Origin of the sequence: Duganella sp. Leaf126 (assembly GCF_001423125.1) — a bacterium.
Taxonomy (GTDB): Bacteria; Pseudomonadota; Gammaproteobacteria; order Burkholderiales; family Burkholderiaceae_D; genus Rugamonas.
On the sequence record NZ_LMNW01000012.1, the window covers coordinates 348497 to 369773 of the forward strand.

Genomic DNA, 21277 nt, shown 5'->3' on the forward strand with positions numbered 1-21277 from the left:
CAGAGCTGGCGCGGGCATAGTGCGGTCATCCCAACCGCACCTCACAGGAGTCCGACATGTTGCACCACATCCTTGCTCACACCCCCCTCTACGTCTGGGCGCTGCTGGCCTTCCTGGTGTACCGCGGCTGCCTGGCATCGCGCGACCGCGAAGTGAGCCTGCGTGCGCTGTTCGTGCTTCCCGCCGTGATGCTGTACCTGTCCGTGAGCGGCATGCAGCACACCTTCGGCGGCGGCGCCGCCGTCTGGGCCTGCTGGCTGGCGGGAGCGGGTGCCGGCGCGGTCCTGGCGTGGCGGATGACCGGCGCCGCGATCGCGGTCGACCGCGCGCAGGGTATGGTCGTGCAGCGCGGCAGCTGGGCGCCGCTGGCCCTGATGATGGGCATCTTCGCCACCAGGTACACCGTCGCGGTGCTGTTGACCATCGATCCTGCCGCCGCCCACGGCGGGGCAGTGGCGGTCGCCACCTGCGCCGTGTATGGCCTATTCAACGGTATTTTCGCCGGCCGCCTGGCGCGCTACCTGTCGGCCTGGCTGCGCCAGCCGGTGTCCGTCGCCGCCTGAGCGACGGCGCCCTGTCCGGCACACCGCGCAGCGCTGCTGCCGGCCGATGGTATGATGGCCATGCATGCTATATAACTAGCCGACCAACTAACCGACCAACTGCCTGACGTTTGCGATGTTGCCATGACCTGTACCATTACCCGCCGCGCCATGCTGCTGGCGCTCGTTGCCGCGCCAGTGGCCGGCGCCGCCGAACTGCTGGACCGGCCGCCGGCTGCAACCGTCCTGTCGCCCGCCGCGCAACTGGCGCGCCTGGAGACGGACAGCAAGGGACGGCTCGGGGTCGCGGCCATCAACACGGCCGATGGCGCCATCCTGTCCCATCGCGGCGACGAACGCTTCCCGTTGTGCAGCAGCTTCAAGGCCATGCTGGCGGCCGCCATCCTGCACCAGGAGCCGTCGCTGCTGGACCGGCGCATCCGGTACAAGGCGGCCGACCTGGTGACGTATTCGCCGGTCACGGGCCAGAACCTGGCGGACGGCATGACGGTCGGCGAGCTGTGTGCGGCAGCCATCCAGTACAGCGACAATACCGCCGCCAACCTTTTGATGAAACTGGTCAAGGGCCCGGCCGGCGTGACTGCGTTTGCGCGCACGATCGGCGACAAGGCCTTCCGTCTCGACCGCTGGGAAACCGACCTCAGTACCGCGATTCCGGGCGACCCGCGCGACACCACCACCCCGTTGGCAATGATGAAATCGCTGCAAGGCGTCACGCTGGGACCGGCGCTGACGGTGGACAAGCGCAAGCAGCTGACCGAATGGCTGGTCGGGAACACCACCGGCGACACGCGCATCCGCGCCGGCGTGCCGTTCGACTGGCAGGTGGGAGACAAGACCGGCACCGGCGCCCATGGCACCACCATCGATATCGGCGTGGTATGGCCGCCCGGGAAGGCGCCGGTGGTGATGGCGCTCTACTTCACGCAGCCGGGCAGGGACGACGCCGCCAATGCGGAGATACTGGCTGCAGCGGCCAGGGTGGTGGTGGAAGCGTTCAAGCTGGCCTAGTCGTGGCCGCGCCCTGGGTGTACACCAGGGTGCCCACCAGGTTGTCGGGCAAATCGAGTGTCACGGTCGCCCCCGACGACTGGCTGTGCGCCGGCCACTCGTCCAGCCCTACGCCCAGCCACTTCAGGTGCGCCTCGCGCGCCGTCCAGGCCTGCGCGAATGCGGCATCGCGCTCGGCGCGCGGCGTGGCGGCGATGCGCGCAGTTGTCTCCGGTCCCAGGTAATCGCGCGCCACCGCCTCCCAGCCCGCCACCTCTTCCGCCAGCATCAGGTCCACGCCCACCGGTCCGTTGAAGCACACTGCCGCCAGCGACATGCCGCCATCGTGCGCGAACGAGCAGTGCAGGCGCCGGCCATCGGGCAGCACCACCACCGGCGCTGCGCCGGGAAACGCTTCGATCTCGATCTCGCGCGGCGGCGTCTCGAGCAGCACGCCGAGGGCCTCGGCCAGTGCCTGGCGCAGCTGCTGGCGCGCTTCTTCGCGCTGCTCGCCGGTGGTCAGCCGGATCACGAACACGCCGTCGGTGATGGCCGGCGTGGCGCCGGGCCAGGCATGGACTGTCAATTGATCGATGGTGGTCATTGTTTTATGCCTTTGCTGGCGCGGCGGGACAGCCGGCCCAGTTGCCGTTGGCGGGAATATGCTCGCCCTTCATCACCAGCGTGAAGGGGCCGAGACGCGCATTGCGGCCGACGACCGCGCTGTAAAGTACAGCGCTGCGCGGACCCAGGTAGACCCGTTCGCCGATGTCGACCCCGTCGATCTTCATCACCCGGTCTTCGAACAAGTGGGTTTGCGGGCAGGTGAGGGCATTGAGTTCGCTGTAGTCGCCGATGCGCACGCAGTCGAATTCGGTGATGTCGGTGGTATCCATGTACACGCCCTTGCCGATCTTCGCACCGAGCAGGTTGAAGGCCAGCGGCAGCCACGGCGTGCCGCGCAGGTAGCGCATGAAGTTCGGCACCGCGATCCCTTCGTACAGATTGGTCACGCCTTCGGACAGCCAGACGAACGGCGTCCACATCGGCTCCGACTGCTTGCGGTAACGGCCGATCAGCAGCCACTTGAGCAGCACCACGAACACATAATTGCCGACGCCGTACACCAGGCCCGCCAGCGTCAGGTCCCAGATCACCTCGGCCCAGCGGCCGGCGCCGGCCGCCGGCATCACTTCCAGCACCACCGTGTAGCCGACCGCGATCACCAGCGCGTGCGGCGCGACGATGCGGAATGCCTCGATCAGGCCGCGCCCCAGGCGCCGCAACGGCGACGGGTGGAAGGTCAGCGATTCGGGATAGCCGCTGGTCTGCTCGCGCGCGGGCAGGTTCAGGGGCGGGGAGCCGAGCCAGGTGTCGCCGGTGTTCATGCGGGCGTTGCCCGGCGCGCGCGAGTGCACGCCGATCAGCACCTGTTCCGGCAGCACGGTGCCGTCCGGGATGTAGGCGCCGTTGCCGACGAAGCTGCGGTTCGAGACCACGGTGGGCTGCATGGTCATCCAGCCGCCGTCGATTTCCTCGTCGCCCAGCATCACCGCGTCGGCGATGAAGGTTTCGTCGCCGAGCGTGAGCATGTCGGGCACCACGCCCAGCGCGGTCGAGATTTCCGCATCCTTGCCCACCTTGGCGCCCAGCAGCCGGTACCAGTACGGTGCAAACACGGTGGCGTAGATGCCGTGCAGGACGTTCAGGCTCGATTCCTGGATCTGGCTCACCAGCCACTTGGCGCAGTAGGTGTTGCTGTGCACTGCCGAGCGGCCGGGCTTGAGGCGCGGCAGCACGGTCCAGCGGATGCCGGCCGACAGCAGCGCAGTCAGCACGATCAGCACCGTGCTGGCCGGGAAGGCCAGCACGAAATAGCGCAGCAGGCGGATGCCCATGCCTTCGCCCTGCAGCCACGGCATCCAGCCTGCCTCGTCGAACCAGTCGATCAGCACGAAGCTCGGGAACACCGGCATGAAGAACAGCGTGACGATGAGCAGGATGCCGAATACGAAAAAGCCGCCTTCGAGCAGGCTGCGCGCCGCGGTGACGGTCGGACGCGGCGGCAGGCGCGCCGGATCGAAGGCGCCCGCATCGGCAGCCGGCGAACCGGCCCAGAGCCGGCCGGCCGGTACGTGGGCGCCGTCGCCGAGCGCCGACTGGCCCTCGAGGTGGCCCTGGGCGTCGATGCGGGTATTGCCTTCCAGGACAGCGAACGAGCTGACGCAGGCGTCGCGCGCCAGCACGATGCGGCCCAGTTTGAGCACGCCGCGCTCGACCCGCGCGTTCTCGAAATTGACGGCGTTGCCGATGCTGACGAAGTCGCCCACGCTGAACAGGTCCGGCGCGCGCAAGGTCATCGAACCGATGGTGACATCCTTGCCGATCCTGGCGCCGAGTGCGCGCAGCCACCAGTTGTTCAGCGACGATCCGGCCAGCAGGTAGGCCGGCGCCGCCTCCACCAGCCGGTCGGCCAGCCACCAGCGGTAATAGGTCAGGCTCCACAGCGGGTATTCGCCCGGCTGCAGGCGCCCGGCGATCAGCCATTTGCCGCCGATGGCGATGGCGAATTCGAGCACCGTGGCGATCAGGAACACGCCGACCGAGGCGGCAATCGCGCGTGCGACCGAGTCGCCGGGGTCACCCGTGAAGAAGTGGTAGGTGAAGAATGGCGCCAGCCACTGCGCCATGCGCAGCGCCACCAGTCCCGGCATGGCCGCCGCCTGCGCCAGTCCGCAGAGCCAGCGCCGCGCGGTGGCGGGCGGTGTCCATTCGACTTCGGCGCGCGCCGCGCCGGCATCGCTGGCGCCGTCGGCCAGGGCCCGGGCGATCTTGCCGACCTGGCGCTGCTGGTAGATGTCGCGCACCGTCATGTGGGCGAAGCGCGGATCGGCGCGCAGGCTCGAGGCCAGTCGCGCAGCAAAGAACGAGTGGCCGCCGAGGTCGGAGAAAAAGTCGGCCTGGCGCAGGATGGGCTGGCCGGGGAACAGCGCGGCCAGCGCCGCGAACAGCGCGGCTTCGGCCGGCGTTTCGGGCAGGTCCGATTCGGCCGCGCTGCCGGCCGGCGGCGCCGACAGCGGCATGGCCTTGAGCGCCTTGCGGTCGATCTTGCCGGAGGTCAGGCGCGGCATGGCTGCCTGCATCTCGTAGCGGCCCGGCACCATATAAGGGGGCAAGGTCGCCGCCAGCGCCGCGCGCAGGCTCTTCGGATCGAGCGTCACGCCTGCTTCCGGCACCAGATAGGCCACCAGCTGATCGATGCCGTCGTCCTTGCGCAGCAGCACCGCCACCGTGCCCACGCCCGGCTGCTGCGCCAGCAGCGCTTCGATCTCGCCCAGCTCCACGCGGAACCCGCGGATCTTGACCTGGTCGTCGGCGCGGCCCAGGCAAGTCACCTCGCCGTCGGTGCCGATGCGCGCCAGGTCGCCGGTGCGGTACAGGCGGCTGTCGTGCACGCCGCTGGACCACGGGTTGGCCAGGAATTTTTCCGCCGTCAGGTCGGGCCGGCCCAGGTAGCCGGCTGCCAGGCCCGGTCCCGTGATACACAGTTCGCCGACCTCGCCGACGGGCAGCAGACGCAGGGCGCCGGCCTCCGGGTTGGCCTCGATCACCAGCAAGCCGTAATTGGGCAGCGGCGTGCCGATGGTGACCGGGTGGCCGGGGCGCAGGCGCGCCAGGCTGGCCGACACCGTCGCTTCGGTCGGGCCGTAGGTGTTGAACATCTGCCGGCCCGGGCGCGACCAGCGCTCCACCAGCGACTCCGGGCACGCTTCGCCGCCCAGGTTAATCAGGCGCAGCGACGGCACCTCCTGGTTGAACAGCGCCAGCAGCGTGGGTACGGCGTGCAGCACCGTGACCTGGTGGGCGTCGAGCATGCGCGGCAGCGTTTCCGGGTCGCCGCTGATGTCCTTGGGGCCGATCCACAGCGTGGCGCCGGCCAGGTAGGAAATCCAGATTTCCTCGAACGACATGTCGAAAGCCACCGAAAAGCCCTGGTACACCTTGTCGGCGGCGGTCACCTGCAGCACCGCATTCTCGCTGCGCAGGAAGTGGCAGATGCTGCGCTGGGAGATCAGGATGCCTTTCGGCTTGCCGGTGGAGCCGGACGTGTAGATCACGTACGCCGGCGCATCGGGCGAGACCGGACCGCGCGTGGCCAGCAGCTCGTCCGCCCCGCGGGCGGCCAGCAGCGCCTCGATGGTCCAGGCGGGCCGGCCGACCGGGGCCAGGCGCGGGGCCAGCGCGGCGCTGGTGACCACGCCGGCGCCGTCGGCGTCGTCGAGGCATACCTGCAAACGCTCGACCGGCGTGTCTTCATCGACCGGCAGCCAGGCCGCGCCGGCCTTGGCGATGCCGGCCTGCGCCACCAGCAGGTCGATCCCGCGCGGCAGCCACAGGCCGACGATCTGGCCGGGCCGCACGCCGGCGGCGATCAGGCGGGCCGCCACCAGGGCGGCCCGGGCGTCCAGCTCGCGGTAGGTCAGGGTGCGGTCGCCGAAGATCAGCGCCGGCTGTTCGGGCGCGCGCGCGGCGCTTGCTTCGAGCAAGTCGGCGAGAATTTCCTCGCGCAGCAACGCATCGTCGGGCGGCCCGAACAGGATGTCGGGATGGCGGCTGGGATGGCGTGGATCAAGGCCCTGCGGTGCTGGCTCGGTCATGCTGAAAAAGTGTGGATGAGAGGCGATCATTGTACGCCACGGCCACCCGTTTTACCGCTGACCTGTCTTAGCCGTAAGGAGAAATCTGCAACGGTGTGCAACTGGATGCAACTTCGGCTGGCAGCCCTTACAATGCCATTCAGCGAACCTCGGAAAACCCTAGCGGATCGCGCAGCAGGTTTTACGAGGTTCCTTTCAGAGCTATCTTTTAAGGAGTCGTATGTCACCGATCCGTCCTTCGAACCGACCGTTCATCGCACCCGTGCAGTTCGACGATCCCGAAGCTGCGTTCGACCAGGTGCTGACCATTTACGACGCCGGCATCGAGCACCTGCGCGATGCCATGAAGCGCTTCGTGGCCGGTGAAGACGTGGGCGACCACGTGCGCGCCTGCTACCCGTTCGTGCGGGTCCACACCGATACCGTGGCCCGCGCCGATTCGCGCCTGGCGTTCGGCTTCGTGGCCGGCCCGGGCACGTATGAAACCACCGTGACCCGGCCCGACCTGTTCAAGCGCTATTACATCCAGCAGTTCAAGCTGCTGCTGAAAAATCACGGGCACCGCCAGCAGGTGCGCATCGAGGTCGGCACCAGCGCCCAGCCGATCCCGATCCACTTCTCGTTCGCCGAGCACGAACATATAGAAGGCAGCCTGACGATGGAGCGGCGCCTGCTGATGCGCGACGTGTTCGACCTGCCCAACCTGGCCGCGATGGACGACGGCATCGCCAACGGCACCCACGAGCCGGCGCCGGGCGAGGCGCAGCCGCTGGCGCTGTTTACGGCGCCGCGCGTGGACTACTCGCTGCAGCGGCTGCGCCATTACACGGGCACCTCGTGCGAACACTTCCAGAAGTTCGTCCTGTTTACCAATTACCAGTTCTACATCGACGAATTCGTCAAGCTCGGTCATGAGCTGATGGGCCAGGCGGCAGGGGAAGGGGACAATGCCTACATCGCCTTCGTGGAACCGGGCAACCTGGTGACGCGCCGCGTGGGCCAGTCGGTGGCGCCGGGCGACGCCTACGGCACCCAGCCGCCACGGCTGCCGCAGATGCCCGGCTATCACCTGATCCGCGCCGACGGTTCGGGCATCTCGATGGTCAATATCGGCGTCGGTCCGGCCAACGCCAAGACCATTACCGACCACATCGCCGTGCTGCGCCCGCACTGCTGGCTGATGCTGGGCCACTGCGCCGGGTTGCGCAACACCCAGGAACTGGGCGACTACGTGCTGGCCCACGGCTACGTGCGCGAAGACCATGTGCTCGACGAAGACCTGCCGCTGTGGGTGCCGATCCCGCCGCTGGCGGAGGTGCAGGTGGCAATCGAGGCGGCGGTGGCCGAGGTGACCCAGCTCACCGGCCATGACCTGAAACGCGTGATGCGCACCGGGACCGTGGCCAGCACCGACAACCGCAACTGGGAGCTGCTGCCGCAGCGCACGCCCGAGCGCCGTTTCAGCCAGAGCCGCGCGATCGCGCTCGACATGGAAAGTGCAACCATCGCTGCCAACGGTTTCCGCTTCCGCGTCCCGTACGGCACGCTGCTGTGCGTGAGCGACAAGCCGATGCACGGCGAGATCAAGCTGCCCGGCATGGCCAACCAGTTCTACCGCGACCGCGTGGACCAGCACCTGCGCATCGGCATCAAGGCGCTGGAGATGCTGCGCAATCTCGGCGTGGACAAGCTGCACAGCCGCAAATTGCGCAGTTTTACGGAGGTCGCCTTCCAGTAGCGGCCACGCCGCCGCGCCCGGATCCGCCACCCGCCGCCCGCCGCGCGCGGGTTTTTTTACGCCCGCGCGCAGGGCTTGATACCGGTTTCGATATCATAAAAGCCAAAAAATTGATTGGTTTGTTTTCGCGCGCGCCCATAAGATCGGTTCATCGGCCGATACAGGCCGGGGTAACGACCCTATAACGACGAGCACTGGAGACACATGAAACCCTCGAACTACGGGGCCGCACGGCCCTGCGCGCAGCATCGCCTGGTCCTGACGTCGGGCGCCGCACTGCTGGCCGCCGCCGGCCTGCTCACCACCTTGCCCGTACTGGCCCAGCAGGCCGCACCGGCTGCCACTGCCGCCAACTCTACCGCCGCCGACGCCAACGTGTCGGTGGTGACCGTCACCGGCATGCGCCGGGCGGCCGAGTCGGCGCAAAAGCTCAAGCAGGATGCCGACAACGTCATCGATTCCATCGTTGCCGACGATATTGGCAAGTTCCCGGACACGAACGTGGCGCAAACCCTGGCCCGGGTGACCGGCATCCAGGTGCGCCGCGACGCCGGCGAAGCCAACTCCGTCCTGATCCGCGGCCTGCCCGGCATCGCCACGCTGCTCAACGGGCGCGAGATGTTTACCACCACCGGCCGCTACATCCAGCTGGCCGACATTCCGTCCACCATGCTGCAACGGGTGGACGTCTACAAGTCGCAAAGCGCCGATCAGGTGGAAGGCGGCATCGCCGGTGTGATCGACGTGCGCACCAACCGGCCATTCGACTTCAAGGACTTTACCGCCAGCGCGCAGGTCGGCGCCAAGCACAAGGACAAGGCAGGCGCCACCGATCCGGAACTGTCGGGCATGATCTCGAACCGCTGGCAAACCGGTTTCGGTGAAGTGGGCGCCCTGTTCGGCGTGTCGTCGGTGAAAGACCGCTTCCAGGAAGAGCGCGTGTTCCAGACCTTCCCGATCGATAAGAGCTTCGCGGCGCCCAACCTCACCGGTCCCGACCTGGTGGGGCTGCAGAACGTGCACGGCGAACGCAAGCGGCAGGCAGCCAACTATGCGTTCCAGTGGAAGCCCAACAAGGACCTGGAACTGTACGCCGAAGGGCTGTACACCAAGTACAAGAACAACGACCAGACCGATTTCTTTGTCGGCCTGCCTTGGGCCACGACGCCGGATCAGATCAAGGTCACCAAGATCCCCGGCACCGACCAGGCGCAGACCATCGATTCGACCAACAGCTACACCATCCTGTCCACGCAGGCGCGTGCCTCCGAAAACACCACCTGGCAAAGCGCCGTCGGCGCCAAATGGCGCGTGGCGCCAGGCCTGCGCGCCAGCACCGAGCTGGCCAGGACGAACAGCAAGTATGACTGGGTCAATCCGATCCTGGACACCAGCACCACCGCAGCGGCGGCTTCCATCCGGACCAATGCCGACAAGAGCCCGTATGCGCAATACACGGGCGCCGGCCTGACCGACCCGACCAAGATCGTCCTTTCGCAGTTCTTCGACCGGTATGGCTACGATCGCGGCAAGTCGACCGACTGGCGGGCGGACGCCACCTGGACCCCGGAAAACGACGGCTTCCTGAAAGACGTGAACTTCGGCGTGCGCTACAACGAGCGCCAGGCCAGCTCGATCAAATCGTTCGAAGGCAGTGTGCCGGCGCAGAATCCCGCCACCATGGCCAGCATCCCCGGCCTGTCGTGCACGTCGCCGGCGCTGTCGGAGAATTTCGGCACTTCGGGATGGGCCACGCCGTGCGCGAACTTCCTGGTCAATAACACTGCCACGATCCGGGCCGCCGTTACCGGCAACGCTGCGGCGAGGGCGATCGATCCGGCGTCGTTCTTCGAGAACACCGAGAAGAACTATGCAGCGTACGTGACGACCCGGGTCGGCTTTGACCTCGGTGCCTACCCGGTTGACGGGGTCGTGGGCGTGCGGGTATCGAAGACCGATTCGACCATCAATGCCAATAATGCGACGACGTCGGGCGCCACGACCACCTACGCGCCGACCAGCATCGACACCTCGGGCACCGAGGTGCTGCCGAGCGCGAACTTCAAACTGGCGATCCGCAAGGACCTGCTGGCCCGTTTCGCGTACAACAAGACGCTCACGCGCCCCGATTTTGCACAACTCAATCCGGCCACCGCCTACGTCAATCCGAATGTCACCACCACGCCCGCCACGGCGTCCGGCGGCAATCCCGGTCTGAAACCGTTCACGGGCCAGAATTTCGACGCCACGCTCGAATGGTATTTCGCGTCCACCGGCTCGGTCAGCGGCACCGTGTTCCGTCATAATTTCGACGGTTACATCATGAACCAGCGTTCGAGCGAGATCTACCAGGGTATCAACTACACGGTCACCCGTCCGTTCAATACCGACAAGGGCCACCTGCAGGGCGTGGAACTGGCGTACCAGCAGTTCTACGACACCTTGCCGGGCTGGCTGAGCGGCCTCGGTCTGCAGGCCAACGTCACCTACACCCAGGGCGGCGTCGATTCGTCGATCGACCCTACCATCGCCGACAAGCCGTTCGCCGGCATGTCGCGGCTGTCGTACAACATCGTCGGGCTGTACGAGAAGGACGCGTGGTCGGCGCGGCTGGCCTACAACTGGCGCTCGAAGTTCACCCAGGTATACAGCGATTCGACCGATGTCAACAACCCGGTGCGCAAGGACCTGATTGCTGCACCGATTTCCTCGCTCGACGGCTCGCTCAGCTACAAGCTGACCAGGCAGGTCACGCTGAACCTGACCGGCACCAATCTGCTCAACTTCAAGTACCGCGATTACTGGGATAACGAGAACATCTTCCCGCGCGATACCCGCAGCTACGATCGCACGGTGGGCCTGTCGATGAATGTCAAGTATTAAGCAGTCCGGTGGATTGATGGAGAGGTAGCAGGCAGATGTCGAATCAAAAATTATCGCTGTTGGAAAAAGTGGGGTTCGGCGCCGGTGACATGGCGCTGAACGTGGTGATTTCGTCGATGATGTTGATCATCACGTTCTTCTACACCGACATCTACGGTCTGAAGACGTCCGACCTGGCCTTGCTGTTCCTGGTCGTCAAGGTGGTAGGGGCCATCGGCGACCTGGTGGTGGGCCAGCTGACCGACCGCTATACCAGCCTGCGCATGGGCCGCTACCGTCCTTGGCTGCTGGCGCTGGCCATCCCGTACGGCGTCAGCGTGTTCTTCGTGTTCACCACGCCGGACTGGGCGTACAGCGCCAAGCTGGTGTGGGCCTATTCCACCTACATCATCATGACCCTGATGACGTCCGGCGTCGGTGTGGCGTATATCTCGCTGCCCAGCAGCCTGACCGACGATCCGCAGGACCGGCTGTCGGCCAACGGCTACCGGCTGTTCTTCGCCAAGATCGGCGCCTTCATGGTGACGGTGGTGGTGCCGTTCCTGTCCGAGCGCTGGGGCGGCGGCAATCCGGCCGTCGGCTACCAGGCGGCGATGGCCGTGATGGCCGTGGTGGGCGTGCTGCTATTCCTGTTCTGCGTGTTCGCCACCACCGAACGGGTACGCCACGTGGTGCAGCGCCAGCCGCTGGGCGACCAGATCAAGCTGCTGCTGAAAAACGACCAGTGGCTGATCCTGTGCGGCGTGTGCGTGGTGGGCACCGTGGGCTACGTGGTGCGGGCGTCGGCCGCCATCTATTACGCCAAGTACTACCTGGGCGGGAATACCGCCACGGTGTCCACCTTTCTGTCGATCGGCGTGGTGGCGGCCATCCTCTCGATGATCGCCTCGACCTGGACCACCAAGTTCTATTGCAAGGTCAAGCTGTTCCGCTGGTCGCAGATCGCGGTCGGCGCGATCAGTGCGCTGATCTATTTTGTCGTCAAGCCCGGCGATGTGATGCTGGCGTTCGTGCTGTACTTCGTGCTGTCGTTCGTGGTGGACCTGCATGCGCCGGTGTTCTGGTCGGCGATCGCCGAAACGATCGATTACGGCCAGGTCAAGACCGGCAAGCGCGTATCGGGCTTTGCCTATGGCGGCATCTCGGTCTGTCAGAAAGCGGGCATGGGCATTGCCGGGGTGTTGGTGGGGTGGCTGCTTACGTATTTCCAGTACGCGCCCAACCATGAACAGACGCCGTTTGCGCTGCACGGCATCGTGCTGATGGTGACGCTGATCCCGGGCTTCTTCCACACCGTGATGGGACTGATGATGTTCCGCTACCGCGTGACGGACCGTTATTATGCGCAGGTGAAGCAGCAGATGCAGTCTTCGCCTGCCCCCACACTGTAAATACCTGTAACTTACTTGCAAACCCGATGGCCACTCCAAGCACTCCACAACCTGTCCTGCAACCGCTGATCGAACAGCGCGCCGACCCGTTCATCATGCGTCACACGGACGGCTATTATTATTTCACCGCTTCGGTGCCGCAATACGACCGCATCGAGCTGCGCCGCGCCAAGACCATCGCCGGCCTGGCGGATGCCGAGAAGGTCGATGTCTGGCACAAGCCCGACACCGGCCCGTATAGTGAACTGATCTGGGCGCCCGAGCTGCACTTCAACGATGGCGCCTGGTATGTCTATTTTGCGGCCGCGCCGAGCCGCGAGATCAAGCACAAGCTGTTCCAGCATCGTATGTATGCGATCCGCAATACCAGCGCCAATCCACTGGAAGGCGCGTGGGAATTCATGGGCCGGATCGACACCGGCATCGACACCTTCTGCCTCGACGCCACCACCTTTACCCACCGCGGGCAGCTGTACTACCTGTGGGCGCAGAAGGATGTGGCCATCGAAGGCAATTCCAACTTGTACATCGCGCCGATGAAAACCCCGTGGCAGCTGGGCGGGCCGCCGGTCATGCTGAGCAAGCCGGAATTCGACTGGGAGACGCGCGGCTTCTGGGTCAACGAGGGACCGTCGGTCCTGCAACGCAACGGCAAGATCTTCATCACCTACTCGGCCAGCGCCACCGACGAGAACTACGCGATGGGCCTGCTGTGGGCCGACGACGACGCCGACGTGCTGGACCCGGCGGCATGGACCAAGAGCGCGCAACCGGTGCTGCAGACCTGCTTCGAGCACGGCGTGTACGGGCCCGGTCATAACAGTTTCACCATCGGCGACGATGGTGAAACCGTCATGTTGGTTTATCATGCCAGGACTTACACCGAGATCATCGGCGACCCGCTGTGGAATCCGGACCGTCATACCTATGTCAAGCCGCTCAAGTGGGACGGGCAGGGGATGCCGGTGTTCGGCAAGCCATCGATCGCCTGATGTTAAAAACTGGGCCCCCGCCTGCGCAGGGGCGACGGAGCTGGCTGCAACGGTTGATTTATCGTCATCGCATCGTATGCGCGACAAAGTCACCGATACAGGTCGATCCGTCATCCCCGCGCAGGCGGGGATCCAATCGACACCACGCCACGGCCGGAAAGGGTGATTCCTTCCGGCCGCATTCACATGGAGACACCCGATGCAAGCCACGATTACCGAAGCCCCGTTCGGTCAGCTGCCCGACGGCCGCGCCGTCACCGAATACACGCTCACCAACGCCAGCGGCATGATCGTCAAGATTCTCGACCTGGGCGGCGTGATCACTGAAATCCACGTGCCCGACCGCGACGGCAAACTGGCCGACGTGGTCTGCAGCTTCGACGACGTCGCCGCCTACCTGGGCGAATCGCATTACTTCGGCGCGCTAATCGGCCGTTACGGCAACCGCATCGCCAACGGCCGCTTCACGCTGGACGGCAAGCAGTACCAGCTCGACGTCAACAACGGCGTCAACCACCTGCACGGCGGCACCGACGGCTTCCACCGCCGCCTGTGGACAGCCGAAACCTTCACCACGCCCACCTCGGCGGGCCTGATCCTCAGTTACCTGAGCGCCGACGGCGAGCAGGGCTACCCGGGCCAGCTCGACACCACGGTCATTTACGAGCTGCGCGCCGCGAACGAATTGCGCATCGCCTTCCATGCCATCACCGACCACGCCACGCCGGTCAACCTGACCAATCATGCCTACTTCAACCTGGCCGGCGGCGGCGACATACTCGGCCACGAACTGACCATCCACGCCGACCGCTACACGCCGATCGACGAGGTGCAGATTCCGCTCGGCCCGCTCGCGCCGGTGGCCGGCACGCCGTTCGACTTCCGCACCCCGCACGCCATCGGCGAGCGGATCGACGCCGATGACGGGCAACTGCGCAACGGCGCCGGCTACGACCATAACTTCGTGCTGGCCAGGCCGCAGGAAGCTGCACTGGCGCTGGCGGCGCGCGTGCGCGAACCGGGCTCGGGCCGGGTGCTCGAGGTCTGGACCCAGGAACCGGGCATCCAGTTCTACAGCGGTAACTTCCTTGGCGACGCCATCCGCGGCAAAGGGCGCACCTACGGCCACCGCAGCGCGTTTTGCCTGGAACCCCAGCATTTTCCCGATTCGCCCAACCAGCCCGACTACCCATCGACGATCCTGCGCCCCGGCGCCGAGTACGCGACCGTGATGGCTTACCGGTTCACGACCGACTGAGTGCGCCGATCTGATATCGTTTTCGATATCGAAGTCGTTTTATAAATTATTGGAAAGTTATCTCGCACCATCTTAGACTGGCGCATCGCTGCAAGGGGCGCCACGCCGCGCCCGCGCACAGGAATAACCGAGGAGATTTGCATGTCCGAGAACGACGACAAAAAGGTAAAGCTGCGCTCCGCCGAGTGGTTCGGCACCAATGACAAGAACGGCTTCATGTACCGCAGCTGGATGAAAAACCAGGGCATCCCCGACCATGAATTCCAGGGCAAGCCGATCATCGGCATCTGCAATACCTGGTCCGAACTGACCCCCTGCAATGCCCACTTCCGCAAGCTGGCCGAACACGTCAAGCGCGGCATCCTGGAAGCGGGCGGCTTCCCGGTCGAATTCCCGGTGTTCTCGAACGGCGAATCGAATCTGCGCCCGACCGCCATGCTGACCCGTAACCTGGCGTCGATGGATGTCGAAGAATCGATCCGTGGCAATCCGATGGACGCCGTGGTGCTGCTGGTGGGCTGCGACAAGACCACGCCGGCGCTGCTGATGGGCGCCGCCTCGGTCGATCTGCCGACCATCGTGGTCACCGGCGGTCCCATGCTCAACGGTAAGCTCAACGGCAAGAACATCGGTTCCGGCACTGCCGTCTGGCAGCTGCACGAGCAGGTCAAGGGCGGCGAAATCAGCATGCACGAATTCCTGGCTGCCGAAGCAGGGCACTCGCGCTCGGCCGGCACCTGCAACACCATGGGCACGGCGTCCACCATGGCCTGCATGGCCGAATCGCTGGGCACCTCGCTGCCGCACAACGCCGCCATTCCGGCAGTCGATGCGCGCCGCTACGTGCTGGCCCACATGTCGGGCATCCGCATCGTCGAAATGGTCAAGGAAGACCTGAAACTGTCGAAGATCCTGACCAAGGAGAATTTCGAGAACGCCATCCGCGTCAACGCCGCCATCGGCGGTTCGACCAATGCCGTGATCCACCTGAAAGCCATCGCCGGCCGCATCGGCGTGGACCTGGAACTGGAAGACTGGACCCGCGTGGGCCGCGGCATGCCGACCATCGTCGACCTGCTGCCGTCGGGCCGCTTCCTGATGGAAGAGTTTTATTATGCGGGCGGCCTGCCGGCCGTGATCCGCCGCATGGGCGACGGCCAGCTGCTGCCGCATCCGGGCGCGCTCACCGTCAACGGCAAGACCATCTGGGAAAACTGCCAGGACGCGCCGATCTACGACGACGAGGTGGTGCGCCCGCTGGACAAGCCGTTGCTCAAGGACGGCGGCATCTGCATCTTGCGCGGCAACCTGGCGCCACGCGGTGCCGTGCTCAAACCATCGGCCGCCACTCCGGCGCTGATGCAGCACCGCGGCAGGGCCGTGGTGTTCGAGGACTTCGAACACTATAAATCGCGCATCATGGACCCGAACCTGGACATCGACGCCGATTCCGTCATGGTGATGAAGAACTGCGGCCCGAAAGGTTATCCCGGCATGGCGGAAGTGGGCAATATGGGCTTGCCGCCCAAGCTGCTCGCGGCCGGCGTCAAGGACATGGTGCGCATCTCGGACGCGCGCATGAGCGGTACCGCCTACGGCACCGTGGTGCTGCACGTGGCGCCGGAAGCGATGGCGGGCGGCCCGCTCGGCATCGTCCAGGATGGCGACTGGATCACGCTCGACTGCGCCGGCGGCGAACTGAATCTGGAGATCAGCGCCGAAGAAATGGCCGCACGCCAGGCAGTTCGCGTGGCCGGCAGCGCACCGGGCCCGAAGACCGGTTACCAGCAGCTGTACATCGAACACGTGCTGCAGGCAGACGAAGGCTGCGATTTCGACTTCCTGGTCGGTAACCGCGGTTCGGCCGTGCCGCGCCACTCGCACTAGGCCGCATCAAACAACTTATAACCACGGCCATCAGCCGTCGGGCCGTCATCCCCGCGCAGGCGGGGATCCAGTGTGCATGCGACGCGCAGACACTGGCCCCGCATGGGCGGGACGACGTACAGCCGGACGACCATCAAGGAGACTTTCATGCTACTCATCCAATTTACCAGCGAACAGGGCGCGCGCCAGGTCGGCGTGCTGGACCAGCACACCGTCCGCATCCTCGACGGCTACACCACCACCTACGCGCTGGCGCAGGAGGCGATCCGCCGTTCGACCGGTCTGGCCGCGCTGGCCGACCAGGCCATCGGCGCCGGCACCGCCTCGTTCGCGGCGATTGCTGCCGGCGGCCGCCTGCTGCCGCCGCTCGATCATACGGACCACGCCCACACCTACGTCACCGGCACCGGCCTGACCCACCTGGGCAGCGCCGATACCCGTGACGCCATGCACAAGAAGATCGGCGGCGATGTCGAGACGCTGAGCGACTCGATGAAGATGTTCCGCATGGGCGTCGAAGGCGGCAAGCCCGAGGCGGGCAAGGCCGGCGTGCAGCCGGAATGGTTCTACAAGGGCGACGGCTCGATCGTGGCGGCCAGCGGCCAGGATCTCGCCATGCCCGACTTCGCGCTCGACGGCGGCGAAGAACCGGAAGTGGCGGGTCTGTACGTGATCGGCGACGACGGTCAGCCTTACCGCGTCGGTTTCGCCATCGGTAACGAATTCTCCGACCACGTGACCGAGCGTCAGAACTACCTGTACCTGGCCCACTCGAAGCTGCGCGTGTGCGGCCTGGGCCCGGCGCTGCTGGTCGGCGACGCACCGGCCCACATCGAGGGCACTTCGCGCATCATCGACGCCGCCGGCAAGGTGCGCTGGGAAAAGGCATTTTTCAGCGGCGAGCAGAATATGTCGCACACCATCGCCAACCTCGAACATCACCACTTCAAGTATCCGCTGTTCCGGCGCGCGGGCGATGTGCACATCCATTTCTTCGGCACCGCCACGCTGAGCGTGGCCGACAACATCGTGGTGAAGGAAGGCGAAACCTTCGAGATCGAGGCGCCCCAGTTCGGCCCGGCACTGCGCAACAAACTGACCGTGTACGCAACCGACATCGCGAAAGTGACCGCATTATGATCGACGCCACCATCACCGGCGAAGCGCTGATCGCCGGCCAGGCTGTCAAGGGCACGGGCGCCGTGCTGCGCGCCTGGGACCCGGCCGCCGGCAAACAGCTCGACGCCGAATTTTTCGCGGTCGATCACAGCCAGATCGACGCTGCGTGCCGCGCGGCGGAAGCGGCGTTCGATACCTTCCGCGCCACCAGTGACGCGCAGCGCGCCGTGTTCCTGGAAACCGTCGGCGAGCAGATCCTGGCACTCGGCGACACCCTGGTCGAACGCGTGATGGCCGAAACCGGCCTGCCGCGCGCCCGCGTCGAAGGGGAGCGCGGCCGCACCGTGGGCCAGCTGAAACTGTTCGCCAGCCTGCTGCGCGAAGGCTCGTGGAATGATGTGCGCATCGATGCCGCGCTGCCGGACCGTGTGCCGCCCCGTCCCGACCTGCGCCTGCGCATGATCGGCCTCGGCCCGGTCGCGGTTTTCGCCGCCAGTAACTTCCCGCTGGCCTTCTCGGTGGCCGGCGGCGATACTGCGTCGGCCTTCGCCGCCGGTTGCCCGGTCGTGTTGCGCGCCCACTTTGCCCACCCGGGCACGTCGGAACTGGTCGGCCGGGCGGTGGCCAGGGCGGTCGAACTGTGCGGTTTGCCCGGCGGCGTGTTCTCGCTCTTGACCGGCGCCGGCAACGCCATCGGCCAGGAGCTGGTGCGCCATCCGGCCATCAAGGCGGTCGGCTTTACCGGCTCGCGCGCCGGCGGCATGGCCCTGATGGCGGTGGCTGCCGCGCGGCCGGTGCCGATTCCGGTGTACGCCGAAATGAGCTCGATCAACCCGGTGTTCCTGCTGCCGGCAGCACTGGACAAACGCGCCGAGGACATCGCCGCCGGTTTCGCCGCGTCGCTCACGCTGGGCGTGGGCCAGATGTGCACCAATCCCGGCCTGGTGCTGGCGCTGGCCGGCCCCGACCTCGATCGCTTCACCGGCGCTGCTGCGCAGGCGCTGGCCGGTACCGCGGCTGCCGTGACCATGCTGTCGCCTGGTATCGCCGGCAATTTCCAGCGCGGCGTCGCGCAGCTCAGGGAGCAGCCCAACGTCGCCACCGTGTCGCTGGCGCCGCAGGAAGAGGGCAAGGGCGCGCCCGCCCTGTTCGTCACCACCGGCGCCGCTTTCCTGGCGCAGCACGCGTTGGGCGAAGAGATCTTCGGCCCGGCCTCGCTGGTGGTGGCGTGCCGCGACGTGGCCGAACTGCTGCAGGTCGCCGAGCAGCTCGAAGGCCAGCTGACCGCGACCCTGCAACTCGACGATGCCGATCTCGAAGTCGCGCGCACACTGCTGCCGGTACTGGAGCGCAAGGTGGGCCGCATCCTGGCCAACGGTTTTCCGACCGGGGTGGAAGTGGCCAGCGCGATGGTGCACGGCGGCCCGTTCCCGGCCACGTCGGACGGGCGCAGCACGTCGGTGGGCACCGGCGCCATCGTGCGCTTCCTGCGCCCGGTGTCGTATCAGAACCTGCCGCAGGCGCTGCTGCCCGAGGTGCTGCGCGACAGCGCCCCCGAAGGCTGGCGCCGCCGCGACGGCGAGCTGACGCGCCACTGAGCATCGGCCAGTGTGACGTCCTGCGCGAGCCCTGCACAGACGGGGCCGCGCGCACAGATCGATATCTGACTTCAGGAGACTGCATGACACGGTTGGCCATTTCATCGTCCGCAGGGCCGGTGGCGCCCGGGCACCGAACACACATCCGGGAAACCGGCGCCGGCAGCGGGCGTCCGGTGCGACCGATGCCGGCCAGTGCGCACGGCATCGCATGCGCACGGCGCCGCGCCGGCGCGGCCGGCTTGACGGTGGCGGCAGGTTTGCTGGTCATCGGCACTGCGGGGACGGCTGCCGCTGCTGCCGACTATCCGGCGCCGATGGCGCTGTCGAGCCCCGACCGGCACATCACGGTCAACATCGTTGCGGCGCCCGGCAAGCCGCTCAGCTACACCGTCGCGCGCGATGGCAAGCCGGTGCTGCTGCCGTCGGCGCTGGGCCTGCAGCTGCAGGACGCCGACCTGTCCGGCGCGCTGACGGTCGCCGGCGCTTCGGCCGAGATAGCGGTCCGCGACGACTACCGCATGGCAGCGGGCAAACGGCGCGACATCAGCTACCGCGCCAACGAGCGTACCTGGACCGTGCAGAATGCCCGCCAGCAGAAGATGGACATCGTGTTCCGGGTTTCCAACGACGGCGTGGCGTTCCGTTACGTGGTGGCCGAGCCATCGCTGCCGCGCAAGCAGCTGCTGCAGGAACGGACCACCTTTGCCTTCCCGGCCGCCACCCGCGCCTGGCTGCAGCCGATCGCGGTGGCGCATACCGGCTGGGGCCGCACCAACCCGTCGTACGAAGAGCACTACCAGATGGACATCGCGGCAGGTACGGCGTCGCCATCGCCGGCCGGCTGGGTGTTCCCGGCGCTGTACCACCACGGCGACACCTGGGTGGCGTTGTCGGAAGCCGGCATGGACGGCAGCTTCCAGGCCTCGCGCCTGGCGCCGGCGTCGCCGGGCGGCGTATACAGCATCGGCAACCCGATGAAGGAAGAAGTGTTCCCGGGACGCGGCCTGCTGGCCGACGTGCAGGGCACCCTGACCACGCCGTGGCGCCTGATCGCGCTCGGCTCGCTGGCCACCGTCACCGATTCCACGCTCGGCACCGACCTGGCCGCGCCGGCGATCGCCTTTGACGAAAAGCTGGTCCGGCCCGGCCATGCCTCGTGGAGCTGGGCGCTGCTCAAGGACGATGGCACGGTGTACGACGTGCAGAAAAAATTCATCGACTACGCAGCCGACATGCACTGGGATTACACGCTGATCGACGCCGACTGGGATCAGAAGATCGGCGTGGACAAGGTCAGGCAGCTGGCCGACTACGCTGCCAGCAAGAACGTCGGCCTGCTGCTCTGGTATAACTCTTCCGGTGCGTGGAACGACACCAAGTATTCGCCCAAGAGCCAGCTGCTCACGCACGCGCAGCGCGTGGCGGAATTTGCGCGCTTGCGCGAGATGGGCATCAAAGGCGTGAAGATCGACTTCTTCAACGGCGACGCCCAGTCGATGATCGCCTACTACGTCGATATCCTGAACGACGCCGCAGCCGCCGGCCTGCTGGTGAACTTCCATGGCGCCACGCTGCCGCGCGGCTGGCAGCGCACCTGGCCCAACCTGATGACGATGGAAGCGGTGCGCGGGTTCGAATTCACCAGTTTCGATCAGAAAGACGAGGACGCGATGCCGGCCCACGTCGCCATGCTGCCGTTTACCCGCAACCTGTTCGACCCGATGGACTTCACGCCCATGGTGTTCGGCGATATCCCGAAGATCAGGCGTACCACCAGCAATGGTTTCGAACTGGCGACCTCGGTGCTGATGCTGTCCGGTATCCAGCACTTTGCCGAGCGTCCCGAAGGTATGGCCACCGCGCCAGCCTACGTCAAGGACTTCCTGCGCCAGCTGCCGCGCAGCTGGGATGACAGCCGGTATGTCGATGGCTATCCGGGCCGGTACGCGGTGATCGCCCGGCGCGCCGGCGATACCTGGTACATTGCCGGCATCAACGCCACCGATGCCGACAAGACCCTGACGCTCGACCTGGCGTTTGCCGGCGCGGGCGCAGCGCAACTGATCACCGATGGCGAAGCCGTGATTGGCCAGCCGACCAGTTTCAGCCAGCGCAGCCTTGCTGCTGGCGGAAAAGCAGTAGTGACCATCAAGCCGCATGGCGGCTTCGTGATAACAAAAAAACAGTAACCAGGAGA

The 21277-nt window shown here is 66.2% G+C and carries 12 protein-coding genes and 1 pseudogene; 11 read left to right on the plus strand and 2 right to left on the minus strand.

Annotation, left to right across the window (positions count from 1 at the left end; translation table 11 throughout):
- Window positions 1–53: 53 nt before the first annotated feature.
- Both ASF61_RS09270 and bla read left to right on the plus strand, forming a co-directional pair.
- A pseudogene (locus ASF61_RS09270) lies at window positions 54–563 on the plus strand (DUF6622 family protein); the annotation flags it as partial.
- A gap of 123 nt (window positions 564–686) precedes the next feature.
- Window positions 687–1574 (plus strand): class A beta-lactamase, encoded by an 888-nt coding sequence (gene bla, locus ASF61_RS09275; RefSeq protein WP_056154337.1) that lies wholly within the window; start codon window positions 687–689, stop codon window positions 1572–1574.
- On the opposite strand, the gene ASF61_RS09280 is transcribed toward bla, so the two are convergent.
- Entirely contained in the window at window positions 1561–2157 is a 597-nt protein-coding gene (locus ASF61_RS09280) for a 4'-phosphopantetheinyl transferase superfamily protein (RefSeq protein WP_056154340.1), read from the minus strand. The two genes, bla and ASF61_RS09280, sit on opposite strands and share 14 nt — an antisense overlap.
- Before the next feature lie 4 nt (window positions 2158–2161).
- A complete protein-coding gene (locus ASF61_RS09285; protein ID WP_056154343.1) occupies window positions 2162–6211 on the minus strand; it encodes a Pls/PosA family non-ribosomal peptide synthetase in 4050 nt (1349 codons plus the stop codon).
- A gap of 220 nt (window positions 6212–6431) precedes the next feature.
- Here ASF61_RS09285 and ASF61_RS09290 point away from each other — a divergent pair, with 220 nt between their 5' ends.
- The 9 genes from ASF61_RS09290 to ASF61_RS09330 all read left to right on the plus strand — a co-directional run bounded on the left by ASF61_RS09290 (window position 6432) and on the right by ASF61_RS09330 (window position 21269).
- Window positions 6432–7949: an AMP nucleosidase gene (locus tag ASF61_RS09290; RefSeq protein WP_056154345.1), complete on the plus strand. Its 1518-nt coding sequence runs from the start codon at window positions 6432–6434 to the stop codon at window positions 7947–7949.
- Between the two features lie 204 nt (window positions 7950–8153).
- Window positions 8154–10832, plus strand: coding sequence for a TonB-dependent receptor (locus ASF61_RS09295; RefSeq protein WP_056154348.1), 2679 nt, complete (start codon window positions 8154–8156; stop codon window positions 10830–10832).
- Between the two features lie 35 nt (window positions 10833–10867).
- Window positions 10868–12223 carry an MFS transporter gene (locus ASF61_RS09300; RefSeq protein WP_056154353.1) on the plus strand — a complete coding sequence of 452 codons (1356 nt, stop codon included), beginning with the start codon at window positions 10868–10870 and terminating at the stop codon, window positions 12221–12223.
- 26 nt (window positions 12224–12249) lie between these two features.
- Entirely contained in the window at window positions 12250–13215 is a 966-nt protein-coding gene (locus ASF61_RS09305) for a family 43 glycosylhydrolase (protein WP_056154356.1), read from the plus strand.
- 199 nt (window positions 13216–13414) lie between these two features.
- Window positions 13415–14473, plus strand: coding sequence for an aldose epimerase family protein (locus tag ASF61_RS09310; RefSeq protein ID WP_056154359.1), 1059 nt, complete (start codon window positions 13415–13417; stop codon window positions 14471–14473).
- A gap of 141 nt (window positions 14474–14614) precedes the next feature.
- A complete protein-coding gene (locus tag ASF61_RS09315; protein WP_056154362.1) occupies window positions 14615–16360 on the plus strand; it encodes an IlvD/Edd family dehydratase in 1746 nt (581 codons plus the stop codon).
- A gap of 147 nt (window positions 16361–16507) precedes the next feature.
- Window positions 16508–17500 carry an AraD1 family protein gene (araD1, locus tag ASF61_RS09320; protein ID WP_056154364.1) on the plus strand — a complete coding sequence of 331 codons (993 nt, stop codon included), beginning with the start codon at window positions 16508–16510 and terminating at the stop codon, window positions 17498–17500.
- The gene (locus ASF61_RS09325) at window positions 17497–19077 is read left to right on the plus strand and encodes an aldehyde dehydrogenase (NADP(+)) (protein ID WP_056154368.1); all 1581 of its coding nucleotides are present in this window, start codon (window positions 17497–17499) and stop codon (window positions 19075–19077) included. Before araD1 ends, ASF61_RS09325 begins: the two co-directional genes overlap by 4 nt.
- Before the next feature lie 185 nt (window positions 19078–19262).
- Window positions 19263–21269, plus strand: a complete 2007-nt coding sequence (locus tag ASF61_RS09330) for a glycoside hydrolase family 97 protein (RefSeq protein WP_229205777.1) — start codon at window positions 19263–19265, stop codon at window positions 21267–21269.
- Window positions 21270–21277: the final 8 nt, after the last annotated feature.

What these genes read in the sequence shown, in the direction of transcription:
- ASF61_RS09280 (WP_056154340.1), bottom strand. Translation starts at nt 2,157, where the DNA reads ATGACCACCATCGATCAATTGACAGTCCATGCCTGGCCCGGCGCCACG.
- bla (WP_056154337.1), top strand. Translation starts at nt 687, where the DNA reads ATGACCTGTACCATTACCCGCCGCGCCATGCTGCTGGCGCTCGTTGCC.
- ASF61_RS09285 (WP_056154343.1), bottom strand. Translation starts at nt 6,211, where the DNA reads ATGACCGAGCCAGCACCGCAGGGCCTTGATCCACGCCATCCCAGCCGC.
- ASF61_RS09310 (WP_056154359.1), top strand. Translation starts at nt 13,415, where the DNA reads ATGCAAGCCACGATTACCGAAGCCCCGTTCGGTCAGCTGCCCGACGGC.
- ASF61_RS09325 (WP_056154368.1), top strand. Translation starts at nt 17,497, where the DNA reads ATGATCGACGCCACCATCACCGGCGAAGCGCTGATCGCCGGCCAGGCT.
- ASF61_RS09315 (WP_056154362.1), top strand. Translation starts at nt 14,615, where the DNA reads ATGTCCGAGAACGACGACAAAAAGGTAAAGCTGCGCTCCGCCGAGTGG.
- ASF61_RS09305 (WP_056154356.1), top strand. Translation starts at nt 12,250, where the DNA reads ATGGCCACTCCAAGCACTCCACAACCTGTCCTGCAACCGCTGATCGAA.
- ASF61_RS09295 (WP_056154348.1), top strand. Translation starts at nt 8,154, where the DNA reads ATGAAACCCTCGAACTACGGGGCCGCACGGCCCTGCGCGCAGCATCGC.
- ASF61_RS09300 (WP_056154353.1), top strand. Translation starts at nt 10,868, where the DNA reads ATGTCGAATCAAAAATTATCGCTGTTGGAAAAAGTGGGGTTCGGCGCC.
- araD1 (WP_056154364.1), top strand. Translation starts at nt 16,508, where the DNA reads ATGCTACTCATCCAATTTACCAGCGAACAGGGCGCGCGCCAGGTCGGC.
- ASF61_RS09330 (WP_229205777.1), top strand. Translation starts at nt 19,263, where the DNA reads ATGCCGGCCAGTGCGCACGGCATCGCATGCGCACGGCGCCGCGCCGGC.
- ASF61_RS09290 (WP_056154345.1), top strand. Translation starts at nt 6,432, where the DNA reads ATGTCACCGATCCGTCCTTCGAACCGACCGTTCATCGCACCCGTGCAG.